Source organism: Siccibacter colletis, from assembly GCF_000696575.1.
GTDB lineage: Bacteria > Pseudomonadota > Gammaproteobacteria > Enterobacterales > Enterobacteriaceae > Siccibacter > Siccibacter colletis.
Genome location: NZ_JMSQ01000008.1, coordinates 119,606 through 136,880, shown reverse-complemented (window position 1 = coordinate 136,880; position 17,275 = coordinate 119,606). Strand labels below are relative to the sequence as shown.

At 57.3% G+C, this 17,275-nt stretch carries 18 protein-coding genes; 12 read left to right on the top strand and 6 right to left on the bottom strand.

Features of this window, described 5'->3' with window-relative positions:
- Positions 1–41: 41 nt before the first annotated feature.
- From ET34_RS0110755 to ET34_RS0110735, 5 genes are all read left to right on the top strand, one after another.
- The gene (locus ET34_RS0110755) at positions 42–1,946 is read left to right on the top strand and encodes a methyl-accepting chemotaxis protein (RefSeq protein ID WP_031521932.1); all 1,905 of its coding nucleotides are present in this window, start codon (positions 42–44) and stop codon (positions 1,944–1,946) included.
- A gap of 212 nt (positions 1,947–2,158) precedes the next feature.
- Complete coding sequence (gene acuI, locus ET34_RS0110750) at positions 2,159–3,145, top strand: acrylyl-CoA reductase (NADPH) (RefSeq protein ID WP_031521931.1); 987 nt, start codon at positions 2,159–2,161, stop codon at positions 3,143–3,145.
- Positions 3,146–3,393: 248 nt separating this feature from the next.
- Complete coding sequence (locus ET34_RS0110745; RefSeq protein WP_236633839.1) at positions 3,394–4,113, top strand: HNH endonuclease signature motif containing protein; 720 nt, start codon at positions 3,394–3,396, stop codon at positions 4,111–4,113.
- Positions 4,114–4,120: 7 nt separating this feature from the next.
- Positions 4,121–4,627 (top strand): YrhA family protein, encoded by a 507-nt coding sequence (locus ET34_RS0110740; RefSeq protein WP_031521927.1) that lies wholly within the window; start codon positions 4,121–4,123, stop codon positions 4,625–4,627.
- 236 nt (positions 4,628–4,863) lie between these two features.
- The gene (locus tag ET34_RS0110735; protein WP_081826926.1) at positions 4,864–5,394 is read left to right on the top strand and encodes an NlpC/P60 family protein; all 531 of its coding nucleotides are present in this window, start codon (positions 4,864–4,866) and stop codon (positions 5,392–5,394) included.
- Between the two features lie 52 nt (positions 5,395–5,446).
- Here the strand turns inward: ET34_RS0110735 and ET34_RS0110730 are convergent, their stop codons facing one another.
- A complete protein-coding gene (locus ET34_RS0110730; protein WP_031521923.1) occupies positions 5,447–6,442 on the bottom strand; it encodes an alpha/beta fold hydrolase in 996 nt (331 codons plus the stop codon).
- 431 nt (positions 6,443–6,873) lie between these two features.
- Between ET34_RS0110730 and ET34_RS0110725 the strand changes: the two genes are divergently transcribed.
- Positions 6,874–7,497: a carbonic anhydrase gene (locus ET34_RS0110725; protein WP_031521922.1), complete on the top strand. Its 624-nt coding sequence runs from the start codon at positions 6,874–6,876 to the stop codon at positions 7,495–7,497.
- Positions 7,494–8,969 carry a SulP family inorganic anion transporter gene (locus ET34_RS0110720; protein ID WP_031521920.1) on the top strand — a complete coding sequence of 492 codons (1,476 nt, stop codon included), beginning with the start codon at positions 7,494–7,496 and terminating at the stop codon, positions 8,967–8,969. Before ET34_RS0110725 ends, ET34_RS0110720 begins: the two co-directional genes overlap by 4 nt.
- Positions 8,970–9,009: 40 nt before the next feature.
- Here ET34_RS0110720 and ET34_RS0110715 read toward each other — a convergent pair whose 3' ends face one another.
- Together ET34_RS0110715 and ET34_RS0110710 are read right to left on the bottom strand one after the other, a co-directional pair.
- Positions 9,010–9,804: an SDR family NAD(P)-dependent oxidoreductase gene (locus ET34_RS0110715; protein WP_031521918.1), complete on the bottom strand. Its 795-nt coding sequence runs from the start codon at positions 9,802–9,804 to the stop codon at positions 9,010–9,012.
- Between the two features lie 48 nt (positions 9,805–9,852).
- Positions 9,853–10,710, bottom strand: coding sequence for a LysR family transcriptional regulator (locus tag ET34_RS0110710; RefSeq protein WP_031521916.1), 858 nt, complete (start codon positions 10,708–10,710; stop codon positions 9,853–9,855).
- Between the two features lie 95 nt (positions 10,711–10,805).
- Between ET34_RS0110710 and ET34_RS0110705 the strand changes: the two genes are divergently transcribed.
- Positions 10,806–11,315, top strand: coding sequence for a phenolic acid decarboxylase (locus ET34_RS0110705; RefSeq protein ID WP_031521914.1), 510 nt, complete (start codon positions 10,806–10,808; stop codon positions 11,313–11,315).
- A gap of 49 nt (positions 11,316–11,364) precedes the next feature.
- Here ET34_RS0110705 and ET34_RS0110700 read toward each other — a convergent pair whose 3' ends face one another.
- Positions 11,365–12,414 (bottom strand): AI-2E family transporter, encoded by a 1,050-nt coding sequence (locus tag ET34_RS0110700; RefSeq protein ID WP_031521912.1) that lies wholly within the window; start codon positions 12,412–12,414, stop codon positions 11,365–11,367.
- Positions 12,415–12,557: 143 nt separating this feature from the next.
- Here ET34_RS0110700 and ET34_RS0110695 point away from each other — a divergent pair, with 143 nt between their 5' ends.
- Positions 12,558–13,778, top strand: a complete 1,221-nt coding sequence (locus ET34_RS0110695; protein ID WP_031521910.1) for an MFS transporter — start codon at positions 12,558–12,560, stop codon at positions 13,776–13,778.
- Here the strand turns inward: ET34_RS0110695 and ET34_RS0110690 are convergent, their stop codons facing one another.
- Both ET34_RS0110690 and ET34_RS0110685 read right to left on the bottom strand, forming a co-directional pair.
- Positions 13,779–14,339, bottom strand: a complete 561-nt coding sequence (locus ET34_RS0110690) for a DcrB family lipoprotein (RefSeq protein ID WP_031521909.1) — start codon at positions 14,337–14,339, stop codon at positions 13,779–13,781.
- Positions 14,340–14,412: 73 nt separating this feature from the next.
- A complete protein-coding gene (locus ET34_RS0110685) occupies positions 14,413–15,078 on the bottom strand; it encodes a 7-cyano-7-deazaguanine/7-aminomethyl-7-deazaguanine transporter (protein ID WP_031521907.1) in 666 nt (221 codons plus the stop codon).
- A 210-nt stretch (positions 15,079–15,288) separates the two neighbouring features.
- On the opposite strand from ET34_RS0110685, the gene tusA reads away from it, so the two are divergent.
- The 3 genes from tusA to ET34_RS0110670 all read left to right on the top strand — a co-directional run bounded on the left by tusA (position 15,289) and on the right by ET34_RS0110670 (position 17,271).
- Positions 15,289–15,534, top strand: a complete 246-nt coding sequence (tusA, locus tag ET34_RS0110680) for a sulfurtransferase TusA (RefSeq protein ID WP_031521905.1) — start codon at positions 15,289–15,291, stop codon at positions 15,532–15,534.
- A gap of 194 nt (positions 15,535–15,728) precedes the next feature.
- Positions 15,729–16,712 carry a TRAP transporter substrate-binding protein gene (locus ET34_RS0110675; protein WP_031521903.1) on the top strand — a complete coding sequence of 328 codons (984 nt, stop codon included), beginning with the start codon at positions 15,729–15,731 and terminating at the stop codon, positions 16,710–16,712.
- 49 nt (positions 16,713–16,761) lie between these two features.
- Positions 16,762–17,271 (top strand): TRAP transporter small permease, encoded by a 510-nt coding sequence (locus tag ET34_RS0110670; RefSeq protein ID WP_031521902.1) that lies wholly within the window; start codon positions 16,762–16,764, stop codon positions 17,269–17,271.
- The last annotated feature ends 4 nt before the right edge of the window (positions 17,272–17,275 follow it).

Below are 17,275 nucleotides of genomic sequence, written 5' to 3'. Positions count from 1 at the left end.
CGATATACCCCTTATTCAGTAAGGTTAATAAGGTGTAACGTATGTCGTGGATCTATCGTATTTCAATGAAGATGAAGTTATTTCTTGCGCTGATGCCGTTGCTTATCGCGCTGTGCTGGTTTGCCGGCTCCGGTATGCTCAGCCGTATTCAGAGCGAGCAACAGATGCATACCATCAGCCAGCTGACCGCGCTGGCGCGCAGCGCCGGGGATGTGGTTCATGAGTTGCAACGTGAACGCGGTATGAGCGCCGGATATTTAGGCGCCAAAGGGGAACAATTTCGTAGCGAATTAACCGCTCAGCAAAAAATAACCGACGCCGCGTTAGCCACCTTTAATAACACGCTGTCTGCTACTGACAGCGCAATATTAACTGGCGATATTGCCGCCACGGTAAAAATATTTAATCAACATATTCAGTCACTCAGCACTACGCGAACGGCGATCGCTGGCTTATCGATTGATACCCCGGCAGCGATTCAGTTTTATACCCAAACCATCGCCGGCGTCCTTAATTTTGTCGGCGGCATGGGTCAGTTAACTACCTCCGGGGTAATGGTTAACGAGCTGGCGGCCTATTACAGTTTGCTTAACCTGAAAGAGCAGGCGGGCGTTGAGCGTGCTCTGCTATCGAACATTTTCTCGGCGGGTCGTTTCGGTGACGGGCAGTTCCGCCTGTTCAGCGACGTGGTGGGCAAACAGGAAGCCTGGCTTATCGCCGCCCGTCGCTTCAGCACCGCGCAGCAGATCGCCGATCTGAACAGCGCGCTGGATTCCGCGGACGCGACCCGGGCGCTGGATCTGCGTGCGGTGGCCTTCAGTAAGGCGGCGGAAGGTGATTTTGGCGTCAACCCTGGAGAGTGGTTTACTGCCCAGACGCAGCGCATCGAAACGCTGCGCAAAGTGGAGAACCGCGTTGCTGATACCCTGCAGGCCCATGCCGCCCGTCTTGCGCACCAGGCGCGCATCGACTGGCAATCTTATCTGGCTATCAGCCTGATTGCGTTACTGATAGCGCTGACGTTTGCAGTTGTCGTCGCGCGCAGCATTCATCTCCAGCTTACCGGTACGCTCAGGGCCATTAACGAGATGGACGGCGATCTGACCCGTCGCCTGGACGTGCCGGGTAGCGATGAGCTGTCGGCCTTGAACCGCGCTTATAACCAGTCGATCGAAAACATTCAGCACATCGTGCAGGAGATCAAATCCGGTGCCGGTGTGCTGCGCAGCGCCAGCAGCGATATCGCCGCCGGTAACCAGGATCTGGCTCAGCGCACCGACGAACAGGCGGCGTCGATTGTCGAAACCGCCTCCAGCATGGAGCAGATCTCCACCGCCATTAATCAGACCGCCGATAACGCCAGCGAAGCCGAACGCCTGACGCAGGCGATGGAGCGCGACGTGCTGGAAGCTAACCGCGTGTCCAGCGAGGCCAGCCAGAGCATGGCGGATATCCGCACCTCCAGTGAGCAGATTGGCCGCATCGTAAAATCCATTGACGACATCTCGTTCCAGACCAACCTGCTGGCGCTGAACGCCGCGGTTGAAGCCGCCCGCGCCGGTGAGCTGGGTAAAGGCTTTGCGGTCGTGGCGAGCGAAGTGCGTAATCTCTCCCAGCGCTGCGCCCGGGAAGCCAGCCAGATCCGCGAACTGGTGGATCGCAACATGGAAAAAATCAGCGAGGGCGTAGCGCGGGTGTCGGCCTCCAACACCGCATTGAAAGCTGCCGCAGATAATACCGGGATGATGAAGCAGTTCGTCAGCGATATTGCGCAGGCGGCCAGCGAGCAGTCGCTCGGCGTCTCTCAGGTACATCTGGCGCTGAATCAGCTCGAACAGGTGACCCAGCAGAATGCCGCCCTGGTCTCCCAGGCAGCCAGCGCCAGCCAGATGCTTGACGGCCAGTCGGCGGCGATGGCGAAACTGGTGGATCGCTTCGTCGCCTGATTTATCCAGCCCCGCAGCAAGCGGGGCAGTTTCCGCTCCGCACCGTGAAACTTGCTCCTCAGGCTCTGTCCGATACACTCAGGGCAGGGCTTTTTTATTCGCGTTACCAGTTCATTCAGGGTGCGAAAACCCTTTTTGATCAAAACCCTTATCATGCGTTCGGTGAATAATTCCCGTTTTCGTGAGTAACGCAACTTACTGCAGGAGTTCGTATGTTTACGTGTGTACTGATTGATAAAAACGGCGACGGCTACACCTCCACGCTGACCGAGCTTAACGATGACGCGCTGCCCGCCGGTGATGTCACCGTGGATATCGACTTTTCCTCTATCAATTATAAAGACGCGCTGGCGATCACGGGCCGTGGCCCCATCGTGCGCGCCTTTCCGATGGTGCCGGGCATCGACTTTGCCGGCACGGTCGCTGAGAGTTCGCACCCGGATTACGCCGTTGGGCAAAAAGTCCTGCTCACCGGCTGGGGCGTCGGGGAAAAGCACTGGGGCGGACTGGCGGGTAAAGCGCGGGTCAAGGCCGAGTGGCTGGTGCCGCTGCCCGAGGGCGCGGACGCGCAGCAGGTAATGGCGATCGGCACCGCCGGGTTCACCGCCATGCTGTGCGTCAATGCCATTCGTCAGCACGGCGTGAAACCGGAGGATGGCCCGGTGCTGGTTACCGGTGCTAACGGCGGCGTGGGGAGCTGTGCGCTGGTACTGCTTCATGCGCTGGGCTATCAGGTGGTGGCCTCGACCGGACGCGTGGAAGAGACGGCAGATGCGCTGCGTGCGCTGGGGGCCAGCGAGGTTATCGATCGCAACGAGCTGAGCAATCCCGGCAAGCCGTTGCAGAAAGAGCGCTGGGCGGCCGCAGTAGATACCGTGGGCAGCCACACGCTGGCTAACGTCTGTGCCGGCATCCACTATGATGGCGTGGTTGCTGCCTGCGGTATGGCGCAGGGGCTGGACTTACCGGCCAGCGTGGCGCCGTTCATCCTGCGCGGCGTGACGCTCAAAGGTATCGACAGCGTGATGGTCAGCCAGCAAAAACGCATCGACACCTGGAAAGATGCCTGCGCGCTGCTGCCTCGTGACGTGCTGGAAAAAATCACCCGTACCGCGCCGCTGTCTGACGCCATTGCGCTGGCAAGCGATCTGCTCGACGGTAAGGTAAAAGGCCGTGTGGTAATCGACTGCCGCGCCTGATCAGGTAAATATTCTCTTGATTCCACCCTGGCAGACACGACAAAGCGCCACTGGCACCAGATTTAGAGGAGGAGAGTCTTGAGGTTTCGGGTGCGATAAGGCTACGCTGAAAGGACAGTTTTGGTGACTGTGCTCCTCCATGGCAGTTACCGCACTTCAAAAGAGCGTCAACTCTTGCGAACCTTCGAAAAAGCCACCTTGCCGGGTGGTTTTTTCGTTGACAGAGGTGGAGATCACGGCGGGAAAAAATGACAGGCATCTCTCATGAAGTGACACGCCCGGTATTCTACAGCCGCCCTGCTGAACCAGCTCAGCATGCCCAATCGGCAAAAACCATCAACAGCAAAGCAGCCGGACGACTGCTGGCCGCTGGCGGTATCTATAACGGCAATATTGAGGGGTTCAGGAAGACAGCCGAACAGTTGGGCGGCGATGCGGTGAAGGGGTACGACGGAGTTCTGAACGAAACAACATCCGGGATGATGGTAGCTGCGGCTTCACTGCTGGTTATACGTAACCCGATGGCAGCAGAAGAATTGACAAGTTATGTGGGAAAATACAAAAAGGCACACGTTCTGCTTGAAGATGTGAGCGTGTCAGAACTGAACTATGTTCGTCGTGACCGCGCTGAATATGCCGCGCTTCGTGGGGAGTTTAACAGTTCCGTTCGCCCGAACTTCCTCAAATCGCTTTCCGCTCACCCAGACGCACTATCAACGTTTGATTCCAACAATCTGCTGCGCCTGGCTGATGGTAAAGTGCCGTCCGGCTGGCAGGTTCACCACAAAATCCCCCTCGATGATAGTGGCACAAACGCCCTGGACAACCTGATATTGATTCAAAACTCGCCATATCACTCAGCGCTATCAAAAGCACAGGCGATAATCACCAAAGATCTCCCATATAACGCCAGAACTAACTTTTTATGGCCTTCGCCGAACGGCGTAATTTATCCTGTAGGGAAGTGAACACGCGATGAACGACACAAATCAGATAATCGGCATCCTCAATACTCTGATGGTTTCCGATAACTATCCGGTAGCCAGCCCGGTAACGCCTGACACAATGGCTGACTTAATGTACAAACCTGCGCCAGCAGAATGGGATGAAACGAAGCGCGGTGTTTACTCAGATATTCAGCGTCTGGTAATAAGCCGCCCTGATTACGCCGATATGCTTAAAATCATGGACGGGCTTGAATACAATGGACTCACCCTGTACGGAATGACGCAGACGGAGAGTGGCGAACCAGCATGGTCAAATATTTATATTCGGAACATTGATACACGCGATAACGATATCTACGTTGATCCAAACCTCACCGACAAACTGGTGATTGGTGAAGATGGCATGTCCGTATTCGTGTACAGCCTGAAAGAGGACTGTTTTCAGATCCGCGATAAAGTATCGACCGATTACGTCATTGAGTCACATACCACTTTTGGCGAATTATTAGCGTCACTTCTCAATACGGTGAAATAGCGCTCATCTGCCATAACATCTATTCGGGCCCCCCTCAGAGGCCCTCAGCGCGTTTCTGACGCGCCCGGAACGGTACTCCCGGCCGGGCGTTTTTATTGCGCTCTATTTTTGGACCGCTTATCGGTTGCTGAAAAAGTGAGCGGCTCTTACACTGCGCCCATTCCAAAAAAAACAGTGCACCACGCATTATTTATTCGGTAAGGAAAAACTCACTCACTCACTCACATCGTATTATTATGTTTAAGATTATTATCTCAGCATTATTAGGTTTTGCTTTTATATCATCAGCGTCGGCATTTGAAATACCAAAAGAGATAAAGCACGGCGGTTTTTTTAATCAGTCCGCACGCAGTTATTATATTCCGCAGGAATCCCTGGCCGATGGCAGTATTAAGTCGCGTATTCTTGAGCAATATAACAACTGGAAAGGGACGCGCTACCATTTTGGCGGCACCACGCGCCGCGGCATCGACTGTTCGGCCCTGATGCAGCATATCTTCAGCGATTCGATTAATCTTTCGCTGCCGCGCACTACAGGTGAGCAAATTCATCGTGGTAAATCGGTCAGCCAGCAGCAATTAAAGCCGGGGGATCTGGTGTTCTTTAATACCGGGCCGGACCATCGCCACGTTGGGGTGTATATCGGTGGGGATGAATTTATTCATGCCTCAAGCAGTAAGGGGGTAACGATTTCAATGTTATCTAACCGTTACTGGCAGCATCACTATATTACGGCCCGCCGCGTGGCGGACCGTCGGATAAGCTAATTTTTTGTGTGTGTTGAGTAGTCATTTTGGCTGGCGTAATGCCAGCCTTTTTTTATTTTGCCAGATCGTCGATCAGCATCTGATGAAACTTCTCCGGCTCTTCCATCTGTGGCGCATGGCCCATGCCGTCAAACTCAATCAGGGTCGCATTCGGAATCGCTTTCGCCGTCGTTTTACCCAGCTCTTTGTAGTTACCTACCGCTTTCTTCACCGCCTCTGGCGCAGTATCGCTGCCGGGTGCCGTGGTGTCTCCGGTGCCGATAAACAGCGTAGTCGGTACTTTCAGCTGCGGGAATTCATACACTACCGGCTGGGTGGCGATCATGTCGTAGATCAGCGCCGAGTTCCACGCCACGATCTCCTTGCCCGGCCCGGTGTTCATCCCGGCCAGCATGTCGACCCACTTGTCGTACTCCGGCTTCCAGCGGCCCATGTAATAGGTCTTTTGCTCATAAGCTTTAATGCCTGCGGCCGTGGTTTTCAGCTCGCGCTCATACCACTCATCCACGCTGCGCCACGGTACGCCTTTCGCTTTCCAGTCCTCAAGCCCGATCGGGTTGACCATCACCAGCTTCTCGGTCTGCTGCGGGAACATCAGGGCATAGCGCGTCGCCAGCATACCGCCGGTAGAGTGACCCATTACAATGGCGCGCTCCACGCCCAGCTTCTCCAGCAGCTGATGGGTATTATCTGCCAGCTGCTGGAAGGTGTACTGATACTGCTGCGGTTTGGTCGAGGTACAGAAGCCAATCTGATCCGGGGCCACCACGCGATAGCCTTTTTCCGTCAGGGCGCGGATGGTGCCTTCCCAGGTAGCGGCGCAGAAGTTCTTGCCATGCATCAGCACCACGGTTTTGCCGTTGGCGTTCTGCGATTTCACATCCATATAGCCCATGCGCAGCGACTGCTTCTGGGAGGTGAAATCAAAATGTTGCAGCGGCCACGGATAATCGAAGCCTTCCAGGTTTTCGCCATAGCTGGCAGCGTGAGCCTGGCCGGTTAATAACAGCGCCGCGGCCAGCGACCCAAAGGCATATTTCTTGAACATGAATAATCCTCAATTAAATAATGACTGATGTTTAATTACGGGTTAAATTACCATGTAGCGAATAACCTGAGTTACTATAATGATTTAGTAGTTCTGATAATTCAGGCGCGTTGACAAAAATTTACCTGATGCCTCTTTTATAGTAACGAATAAGAAAATCTTATGGCTGATAAATATTTAACGTATTGTTTTTGTTTATAATAAATAATGCCGCACTGGCGCAATAGCATATTGATGAATTTACCTCGTTTTAATAAAAACAGACACTTCATTGACACTAATTAATTAATTTTCTTTATCGGATTTTCCTCAGGGATAATTTTTCTCCGAAGCTGCTACATCTTATTTTCCGTCGTAATGTCCGGGCCGGGATATGTTTGTCTGGCATGTCAGCCGGGGCGTGGAAATAGTTGCCTAAGGAGAGCCACACCGTGACCACACTGAAACCGTTATTAGCCAGAAATCGCAGCTGGGCGCTTCAGCGTCGCCAGCGGGACCCCGGATATTTCGAGAAATATCTTCATCAGCAGCAACCCCATTCCCTGTGGATCGGCTGTTCCGACAGCCGCGTACCTGCCGAAGTGCTGACTGGCTCACATCCCGGCGAGCTGTTTGTCCACCGCAACATCGCCAACATGGTGGACACCCGCGACGACAATTTCATGAGCGTGCTGCAGTATGCCCTGCACTACCTGAAAGTGGAGCGCGTGGTGCTCTGCGGCCACTACGGCTGCGGCGGGGTGCAGGCAGCCATCGCGCTGCCGGAAAGCCCGCTGGCGAATGAGGAGTCGGCGCTGGCCCGGCGTATCGCCCAGCTGCGCGCCAGTATCGCCGCCGGGATCCGCACCTGCGAGGAGGAGGATGAAACCGCCGCGCTCAACCAACTGGTGGAGGCGAACGTGATGTCGCAGTTCGCGCTGCTGGCGCAAAGCGGCCCGGTGCGTCAGGTGTGGCAGGAAGGGCGTGAGCTGGGTCTGTACGGTTGCGTGTACGATCTCGCCACCGGGCATCTGAAAACCCTGGTCGAACAGTCGTCAGAGGGAGAAACACCATGAATCTTGCAACTCTGCGTCAGGATATTCCCGCCGGTCTGGTGGTGTTTCTGGTGGCGCTGCCGCTGTGCCTCGGTATTGCTCAGGCCAGCGGACTGCCGCCGTTTGCCGGGCTGTTAACCGGCGTCATCGGTGGTTTGCTGGTGACAGCGTTAAGCCCGTCACGCTTCGCCGTCAGCGGCCCGGCGGCCGGACTGGTCACGATTGTGGTCGCGTCGGTGGAGAGCCTCGGTTCATTTTCCGCGTTTTTACTGGCGTTAGTGCTGGCCGGGGTGCTGCAGCTGGTGCTCGGCCTGGTGCGTGCCGGGCAGTTTATCTCACTGGTGCCGGGCAGCGTTATCAAAGGCATGCTGGCGGCAATTGGTATTCTGCTCATCATGCAGCAGCTTCCGGTGGCGCTGGGCGCGGCGGAGAGCAGCAGCCTGCGCGAACTGTTCACCGGGCAAACCCAGATCTCCCTACCGGCGATGCTGGTGGCCGGCGGCGGCCTGATTATTCTCTGGCTCTGGACCACGCCAGCGCTGAAGCGCATCAAAGCGCTGAACTGGATCCCCGGTCCGCTGATCGCTGTTGCAGCCGGCGGCGCGATGACGCTACTGATCCCGCATCTGAACCCCCAGTGGGCAACCCAGTTGCCGCGTATTGAGTTACCGGCATTCGACAGCGTTGGCGAGCTCGTGGCCGGGCTGGAGAGGCCGGACTGGCAAGCCTGGCAGAACCCGACCGTGTATATGGTGGCGGTGACGCTGGCGCTGGTGGCAAGCCTGGAGACCCTGCTGAGCCAGGAGGCGCTCAAGAAGCTGCGTCCGCAGCACCCGGCACCGTCGCCGAATAAAGAGATGTTCGCCCAGGGCATCGGTAACCTGACGGCGGGTCTCGCGGGGGCGATGCCGATCACCGCGGTGATCGTGCGTAGTTCAGTGAACGTCAGCGTCGGGGCGCAGACCAAACTCTCCATTTTCATTCACGGTGTTTTGCTGCTGGTGTGCGGCCTGTGGTTCAGCTCGCTGCTGACCATCATTCCACTGGCAAGCCTTGCCGCCGTGCTGCTCTGGACCGGCTACAAGCTGGCGACGCCGCGCCTGTTCGTCGAGCAGATGCGCATGGGGCCGCAGCAGTTTGTACCGTTCCTGGTGACCATCGGCGGTATTATCGCGTTCGGAATGCTGGCGGGGATCGCGCTCGGCCTCGCGACGCAGATCCTCTACAGCGTCTACAAGAGCCACCGCAACGCGCTGCAGCTGACGCGCTATGACGATCACTATGTGCTGCGCTTCCAGCAGAACCTTACCTTTATGCACAACCCGCGGCTGCAAAATTTGCTGGATGAGATCCCGGAGAACAGCGTGGTGATTGTCGAGCACGATAACGCCGAGTATATGGACCCGGATGTGAAAGCGGTGCTGGTGGATTTCGGGGAGAGCGCGCCGAAGCGCGGCATCCGGCTCAATCAGTGGCCGGTTGCCATTCAGTAACCACAGCGCCCCTCCTGCGAGGGGCGTTTTTCATGGCGCATCAGACGATATCGTCCACCACGCCGCCGTCCACGCGCAGCGCGGCACCGGAAGTCGCAGAGGCCTGCATCGAGCAGACGTATACCACCATGTTGGCAACTTCCTCGACGGTAGCGGCACGCTGGATCACCGAGCTGGGGCGATTCGCCATCACGAACTCTTTGCCCACCATCTCCAGCGATTTCCCGGTTTTGTCCATCTCATCCTGCATCATCGCGGCGAAGCCATCCGACATGGTCGGCCCCGGCAGCACGCTGTTGACGGTGACGCCGCTACCGGCGGCAAACTTCGCCAGTCCGCGCGCCAGTGACAGCTGGGCAGTTTTGGTCACGCCGTAATGGATCATATCGGCAGGAATATTCAGCGCCGACTCGGAGGAGATGAACACCACGCGACCCCAGCCGCTGCTGATCATGCCCGGCAGCAGAGCGCGGGAGAGGCGCACGCCGGACATGACGTTGGTTTGCCAGTACCTGTCCCATGTCTCGTCATCGGTGCCATAGAAATCCTGCGGACCAAAAATACCGGCGTTATTCACCAGAATGTCGGCCTGCGGCACGGTTCGCAGCAGGGTTTCCACGCCCTGGGCGCTGCTGAGATCGGCGATGGTCGCGCGCACCGCCACGCCCGGTACGACCTGCTGCAATTTCTGAATCGCGTGATTAACCGTCGCTTCGCTGCAACCATTGATCACGACTTCTGCGCCGCTTTCGGCCAGCCCCCGGGCAATGGCAAAACCAATACCGCCCGTAGAGGCGGTCACCAGCGCCACTTTTCCCGATAGATCGATTTTCATGCTCTGCTCCAGTAAGGGTGAAATATCTGACCCTAAGCGTAGCAGGTGCTACGCCGTGCCGAGCAGGGCGATCAGCAGCTCAACCTGCTCATCCAGCGGTCCGGGGTGATTTTTAACGATCAGGTGCAGCGGCGTGGCGCGGCGTGCGCCGTGTTCGAGCGGCAGCGGGCGCAGCACGCCGGACTCCAGCTGGGGGCGGATGCGCTCCTCCGGCAGCCAGCCATAGCCAACCTGATACATCACCGCGTCGACGGCGGCATCAATGGTTGAGAACGTCCAGGCTTCGCTGGCGGACTCGCTGGCGGTATCGCGATCGGCGATGCGGATGAGCGGCCAGGCCGCCAGGGTGTCGTCATCCAGCGCCGGCGCAGCGAACAGCGGGTGATCGCGATGGGCGACAGCAACAAAATCAATATTCATCAGCCATTCGCCCCGCCCGGTGAGATCCTGGCGGCGGGTCAGCACCATCACATCGGCCCCGGCGCTGACCGCCGCGTCTAGGGCTGCACTCTCCAGCACTTCAGTCAGGTGCACCCGGGTCTGGGGGTAGTGCTGCTGAAACTGGCGCAGAATGGCAAACAGCCGCGCGCGGGGAAAGATGCTGTCCACCACCAGATCGAGACGCGTACGCATGCCGTTGCGCAGAGTGGCGGCGCGGGATTCCACCCAGGTGAAGGCCTTGAGCAGCGGCCGCACCTGGCTCAGCAGCAGCTCACCGGCCGGCGTGAGCACCGCGCGCCTTCCTTCGGGCATCAGCAGCGCGACGCCGAGCCGCTCCTGCAGCAGGCCGAGGTTATAGCTTACCGACGACTGGCTGCGGTTGGTCTCTTCCGCCGCCCGGGCAAAGCTTCCCAGTTCCACTACCCTTTCCAGAAGGGCCCACTGTTCGAGCGTTGTTTTATGCATAACAATCTAAAAAATGAATGAATTTCATCTAAAAGTAGCGTTATTCATTCATTTTTTGAAGCGTTAACATGCCTGCATCGAAATTAAGGAGGCATATCATGAGTACATTCGATAAAAATGATTTGAGCGGCTTCGTCGGCAAACATCTGGTTTATACCTACGATAATGGCTGGAACTACGAGATCTACGTTAAAAACGAACACACCCTCGACTACCGGATCCACAGCGGCATCGTCGGTAATCGCTGGGTAAAAGATCAGCACGCGTATATCGTTCGCGTTGGGGAAAGCACCTATAAAATTTCCTGGACCGAACCGACCGGGACCGACGTCAGCCTGATTGCTAACCTCGGCGACAAACTGTTCCACGGCACCATCTTCTTCCCGCGCTGGGTGATCAACAATCCGGAAAAAACCGTCTGCTTCCAGAACGAGCATATTCCGCTGATGGAGTCATATCGCGATGCGGGCCCGGCCTATCCGACCGAAGTGATTGATGAGTTCGCCACCATTACCTTTGTGCGCGACTGCGGGGCGAATAACGACAGCGTTATCAACTGCGCCGCCAGCGAGCTGCCGGAAAACTTCCCGGAAAACCTGAAATAAACCCGATTATCGGGGAATAAAAAAGCCTGCATGCGCAGGCTTTTTTTTGCTATCCGGGCAGGCGACTTTTGGGTCGGCCAGGCCCAAGCAGGACGGCGATTTTGCTGCCGCCGTGGGTGGTTTCCATCCAGATTTTGCACACGCTGGTGAGCGGCACCGAGAGCAGCATCCCCACCGGACCAAGCAGCCAGCCCCAGAACAGCAGCGAGAGGAACACCACCAGCGTGGACATGCCGAGGCGATGGCCCATCATGCGCGGCTCCACCATATTGCCAAGCACCATGTGCACCACCAGGAACAGCGCGCCGACCATCACACACTCGTAGAAGCCGTTGAACAGCAGCGCCTGAATCATCGGCGGAATGGCGGAGAGCACTGAACCGATGTTGGGAATGTAGTTGAGCAGGAAGCCCAGCACGCCCCACATTAGCGCAAACTGCACGTCGAGCAGCATCAGCCCCAGCCAGATAATCAACCCGGTCCAGACGCTGATCAGCGTTTTTAGCGCCAGATAGTGGCTCACGCCCTTCAGCGCCCGGTGCAGACCGGCAATGTGGATCTGCGGATTAGCCAGCGCAAAGCGCAGTTTGTAGGGCAGGTGACGCACTTCAAACAGCATAAATACCACCGTCATGACCAGCAGACCGATGCTGGCCATCGCACCGGACAGGCTGGTCATCAGGGTGGTGGCGAAGGCCATCATCTTGTCGGAGTCCATGCGCTGCAGCATGCGTTCCGGCGAGACGTGCAGATTCAGGAACGGAAGATACTCCTGCAAATTATAAAGTTTGCGCGTCAGCTCTTTGTTGTACTTCGGCAGCATGGCGACAAACTCGTTGAGCGAGGCGGCCAGCACGCCAAACAGCGCGGTGAGGCCAATCAGCATTACCAGCACCACGATGGTGATCGCCATCGGGCGGTTGATGCCGCGGCGGATAAACCAGGTCACCAGTGGGTTAAGAACAATGGCAAAGAACGCGGCCAGCAGCAGCGGCACCAGAATATCCGCCGCCGCGTGGAGTCCCGCGAGGATAATGACCAGCGCGGCCAGCTTCTGCAGCATGTGCAGGCCAGGCTTGTCGTTCTGCGGTGTAGTCATGTGTAGTCCCTTTTTATTGTAAGCCTGTTTAGTGTAGTGCGTTCGCGGCCAGACGCGGAGGGCGGCTGTCTGAAACTGTGCGGCTTCCGCTTTGATCGGAAAACGTTATACTGAACCCTCGTTTTAAAATCGTGGTGAATGTTATGTCCGGCCATGCCGAAGAGCCTGCGCTTAGCGGGTTGCGCCTCAACCTGCGTATTGTCTCCGTTGTTATCTTTAACTTCGCCAGCTACCTGACCATCGGTCTTCCTCTTGCGGTACTTCCCGGTTACGTCCACGACGTGATGGGGTTCAGCGCCTTCTGGGCGGGGCTGGTGATCAGCCTGCAATATCTCGCCACGCTGCTGACGCGCCCGCACGCCGGGCGTTATGCCGACCTGTTTGGCCCGAAAAAAATCGTAGTGTTTGGCCTGTGCGGCTGCTTGCTGAGCGGCGTGTGCTATCTGCTGGCCGGCCTCTCCACCGGCTGGCCGCTGCTGAGCCTGGCGCTGCTGTGTCTCGGGCGTGTGATCCTCGGGGCCGGACAGAGCTTCGCCGGAACCGGTGCGACGCTGTGGGGCGTGGGCGTGGTGGGCTCGCTGCATATTGGTCGCGTCATCTCGTGGAACGGGATTGCTACCTATGGCGCAATGGCGCTCGGCGCGCCGCTGGGCGTGCTCTGCTATCACGCCATCGGCCTCTCGGGCCTGGCGGGGATCATCATGGCAGTGGCGCTGCTGGCGATCCTCTTTGCCCTGCCGCGCGCAGCGGTAAAAGCCAGCAAAGGCAAGCCGCTGCCGTTCCGGGCGGTGCTTGGACGCGTCTGGCTTTACGGCATGGCGCTGGCGCTGGGGTCCGCAGGTTTTGGCGTCATCGCCACTTTCATTACGCTGTTTTACGATGCGAAAGGGTGGGACGGTGCGGCCTTTGCGCTGACGCTGTTCAGCTGCGCCTTCGTCGGGGCGCGACTCATTTTCCCGAACGCCATTAATCGCCTCGGCGGGTTGAACGTCTCAATGATCTGCTTTGCGGTGGAGACACTGGGCCTGCTGCTGGTGGGCTTTGCGGTCGATCCCTGGATGGCGAAAGCCGGAACCTTCCTCACCGGGGCGGGCTTCTCGCTGATCTTCCCGGCGCTCGGGGTGGTGGCGGTGAAAGCGGTGCCGCAGCAGAACCAGGGCAGCGCGCTGGCCACCTACACGGTGTTTATGGATCTGTCGCTGGGTATTACCGGGCCGCTGGCGGGGCTGGTGATGGCGTATGCCGGGATTCCGGTGATCTATCTGGCGGCGGCGGGGCTGTGTATTGCCGGGCTTCTGCTGGGATGGCGGATGAAAAAAAGGCCCGAGGCGCAACCGCCTCAGGCCCCGTCAACGCCGGCGTGATTACTTGATCACAACGGTGTTGATGATGTTTTCCGCCGCGCTCTGCGCTTCCTGCTGGTTGTCAGCCGGGAGCGTGATCTGCAGGGTCAGCAGCTTGTTGTCCACTTTACCCAGCAGTACCGATGAGTACGCCGTCTGCCCTTTGGCAGAGATGATGCTGTCGAGCTGCTGCAGGGTCTGACCCTTCAGCTCAATGGATTTATTGGTGACGACCTGCAGCTGCGGGTCACGCGTACGCTGCTGCTCTTCCAGGCGCTTCGCCAGCACGTCCAGCCCTTCGGTGGTGTTATCCCCGAGAATGACGATCACCGCTTTCTGACCGGTGGCGTCGGAGTAGATGTGCATGTTGTTGGCCTGAGTACCCAGTTTACCGCTCTGGTCAGTCATGTCTGCCGGGAGGGAGAAGCTCAGCTTGCCGTCCATCAGCTCAACCGGCTGGCCGGAAGGTGTGCTTTCTGCCGCCGTTGCACCCTGTGCAGGGGCATTGCTGTCATTGTTATCACAGGCCGCCAGTCCCATCACCAGCAGGCCAATACCGACATATTTAACCAGATTGCGCATTGCGTTATTCCTTTACCTAAGACTGCCGGAACGGCACTGTTCCTCATGGTATCACAACTTCTGCGGCGTGCTCTCAACCGGCCTGTAACGTCGCCATTTCAGACTTATCTGCCAGCTTGCGCATCAGCATATTCAGCATCACGCCATACATCGGCAGGAAGAACAGCATGCTGATCAGCACCTTGAAGCTGTAATCCACCAGCGCGATCTCCTGCCAGTGCGTCGCCATAAACGGGTCGGTACTGCGCCAGAAGGCAATAAAGAAGAAGGCCAGGGTGTCGATGGCGTTGCCGACAAACAGCGACGCGGTGGGCGCAATCCACCAGCGGCGATTCTGGCGCAGGCGGTTAAACACGTGCACGTCGAGGATCTGCCCCAGCGCATAAGCCATAAAGCTCGCCGATGCGATACGCGCGACGAACAGGTTGAAGTGCGCCAGCGCGTCAAACCCCTGCCAGCTTCCCATGTAGAACAGGGACGAAATGACGTAGGAGACCAGCAGCGCGGGCAGCATTACGGCAAAAATAATGCGTCGTGCCAGCGGAGCGCCGAAGAAGCGCACCGTCAAATCGGTGGCGAGGAAAATAAACGGGAAACTGAACGCGCCCCAGGTAGTGTGGAAACCAAAGATGGAGACCGGCAGTTGAACCAGATAGTTACTGGAGATGATCACCAGCAAATGAAACAGCGACAGCCAGACGAGCGCGGTGCGGCGCTGGCGAAGCGATAAGGGCAGCATAATGTAACCTTTTTGAACGATGGGGTGAGGGAACCCAGTGAAACCATGATTGCGCAACGGGAGAATCCACCGCGCAAGCGTCGAAAACCGCAGCATGATACTGCTTTACGTTGCTATTGCAATGGTTAATTAACGCGCAACCGTTAACGTGCTTGCGTCACGCCCTGGCGGGGGTAAACTAGCGCGGTTTCTGACTGAACTGAGAGAAAAATGACCGACCAGTTTTCACACCCCGACCACACCCTGGATGCCCAGGGGCTGCGCTGCCCGGAGCCGGTGATGATGGTGCGCAAAACGGTGCGCATGATGCAGACGGGCGAAACGCTGCTGATTATCGCCGACGATCCGGCAACCACTCGCGATATTCCGGGTTTTTGTACCTTTATGGAACACGATTTACTCGCCCAGCAAACCGACGCGCTTCCCTACCGTTATCTGTTGCGTAAACGCCAGTGACGGCGCTCAGGATGGGCTGGCCACGCCGCTCATCCTGAACCTCCTTTGCATTCCCTTTAAACCCCTGTTTCAGAATTTATCGCTTTTGTGAGGCGCTTCACCACGCCTTTTTTACGGCCAGGCTATTTTTTATACGGAAAATCAAAACAACGTTTTACATCTTACCGTACCGCTATACCTGCTGGAGCCGACACATGAAATTCAAATTACTGCCAACGCTGGCGGGCCTGTGCCTGTCTGGTGCCACCCTCCTGATCCCCGCTGCGGTTAATGCGCAGGTAATAAAAGCGGCGGACGTCCATCCGCAGGGCTACCCGAACGTGGTAGCGGTGCAAAACATGGGCGAAAAATTAAAACAGCAAACCAACGGCGATCTGGAGATTAAAGTCTTTCCGGGTGGCGTGCTGGGGGATGAAAAGCAGATGATCGAGCAGGCGCAGATGGGGGCGATAGATATTATTCGTGTCTCTATGGCACCGGTCGCTGCCATCCTGCCGGATATCGAAGTCTTTACGCTGCCCTATGTGTTTCGCGATGAAGACCATATGCATAAGGTCATCGACGGCGATATCGGTAAATCCATCGGCGAGAAGCTGACCAATAACCCGAAATCACGCCTGGTGTTCCTCGGCTGGATGGATTCCGGCACCCGCAACCTGATCACCCGCGATCCGATCGTCAAACCGGAAGATCTGCAGGGCAAGAAGATCCGCGTGCAGGGTAGCCCGGTGGCCCTCGCCACGCTGAAAGCGATGGGGGCGAACTCTATTGCTATGGGCGTCAGCGAGGTGTTCAGCGGCATGCAGACCGGGGTCATCGACGGTGCGGAAAACAACCCGCCGACCTTCGTAGCGCATAACTACCTGCCGGTTGCCAAAAACTACACCCTCAGCGGCCACTTTATCACCCCGGAAATGCTGCTCTATTCCAAAGTGAAGTGGGACAAACTGAGCGCTGACCAGCAGCAGAAAATCCTGACGCTGGCCCGTGAAGCCCAGGCCGAACAGCGCACGCTGTGGAACGCTTACAACACTGACGCGCTGGCCAAAATGAAAGCCGGCGGCGTGCAGTTCCACGAGATCGATAAAGCGTACTTTATCAAAGCCACCGAACCCGTCCGTAAACAGTTTGGCGACAAGCATCAGGATCTGATGAACGCCATCGCTGCCGTCCAGTAACGCAACGCTCCGCGCCGGGCTTTCCCGGCGCACGCTCCCTGGAGGATGTATGTCCCATTGGTATCTGAGATGGATGGATAAGCTGTACCTGCTCGCCATGACCATTGCCGGCCTGGCGCTGCTGGTGATGACGGTGGTGATCCCCATCGGTATTTTCTCGCGCTACGTGCTGAACCGCGGCGAGTCGTGGCCGGAGCCCATCGCCATCATTTGCATGGTGACCTTCACCTTTATTGGCGCGGCGGTAAGTTATCGCGCCGGGTCGCATATCGCGGTAAACATGCTCACCGACCGCCTGCCTGCCGCAATGCAGCAGCTGTGCGCCCGCATCGTTGACCTGCTGATGCTGCTTATTTCCGCGCTGATGTTCTGGTACAGCTATCACCTGTGCCTGGAGCTGTGGGAGCAGCCGGTAGCGGAGTTCCCGTTACTAACCTCGGGGGAGAGCTATCTGCCGCTGCCGGTGGGTTCGGCGCTGCTGATCCTGTTCGTGGTGGAACGCCTGCTGTTCGGTTCGCAAGAGAGCCGTCCGGTGGTGATGATTGGTAATCACAGTTAAGGGG

Coding starts and splice junctions, on each gene's coding strand:
- ET34_RS0110735 (WP_081826926.1), top strand. CDS start 4,864: ATGTTTAAGATTATTATCTCAGCATTATTAGGTTTTGCTTTTATATCA.
- ET34_RS0110755 (WP_031521932.1), top strand. CDS start 42: ATGTCGTGGATCTATCGTATTTCAATGAAGATGAAGTTATTTCTTGCG.
- ET34_RS0110715 (WP_031521918.1), bottom strand. CDS start 9,804: ATGAAAATCGATCTATCGGGAAAAGTGGCGCTGGTGACCGCCTCTACG.
- ET34_RS0110700 (WP_031521912.1), bottom strand. CDS start 12,414: ATGACTACACCGCAGAACGACAAGCCTGGCCTGCACATGCTGCAGAAG.
- acuI (WP_031521931.1), top strand. CDS start 2,159: ATGTTTACGTGTGTACTGATTGATAAAAACGGCGACGGCTACACCTCC.
- ET34_RS0110690 (WP_031521909.1), bottom strand. CDS start 14,339: ATGCGCAATCTGGTTAAATATGTCGGTATTGGCCTGCTGGTGATGGGA.
- ET34_RS0110710 (WP_031521916.1), bottom strand. CDS start 10,710: ATGCATAAAACAACGCTCGAACAGTGGGCCCTTCTGGAAAGGGTAGTG.
- ET34_RS0110745 (WP_236633839.1), top strand. CDS start 3,394: ATGACAGGCATCTCTCATGAAGTGACACGCCCGGTATTCTACAGCCGC.
- ET34_RS0110730 (WP_031521923.1), bottom strand. CDS start 6,442: ATGTTCAAGAAATATGCCTTTGGGTCGCTGGCCGCGGCGCTGTTATTA.
- ET34_RS0110740 (WP_031521927.1), top strand. CDS start 4,121: ATGAACGACACAAATCAGATAATCGGCATCCTCAATACTCTGATGGTT.
- ET34_RS0110675 (WP_031521903.1), top strand. CDS start 15,729: ATGAAATTCAAATTACTGCCAACGCTGGCGGGCCTGTGCCTGTCTGGT.
- tusA (WP_031521905.1), top strand. CDS start 15,289: ATGACCGACCAGTTTTCACACCCCGACCACACCCTGGATGCCCAGGGG.
- ET34_RS0110685 (WP_031521907.1), bottom strand. CDS start 15,078: ATGCTGCCCTTATCGCTTCGCCAGCGCCGCACCGCGCTCGTCTGGCTG.
- ET34_RS0110720 (WP_031521920.1), top strand. CDS start 7,494: ATGAATCTTGCAACTCTGCGTCAGGATATTCCCGCCGGTCTGGTGGTG.
- ET34_RS0110670 (WP_031521902.1), top strand. CDS start 16,762: ATGTCCCATTGGTATCTGAGATGGATGGATAAGCTGTACCTGCTCGCC.
- ET34_RS0110695 (WP_031521910.1), top strand. CDS start 12,558: ATGTCCGGCCATGCCGAAGAGCCTGCGCTTAGCGGGTTGCGCCTCAAC.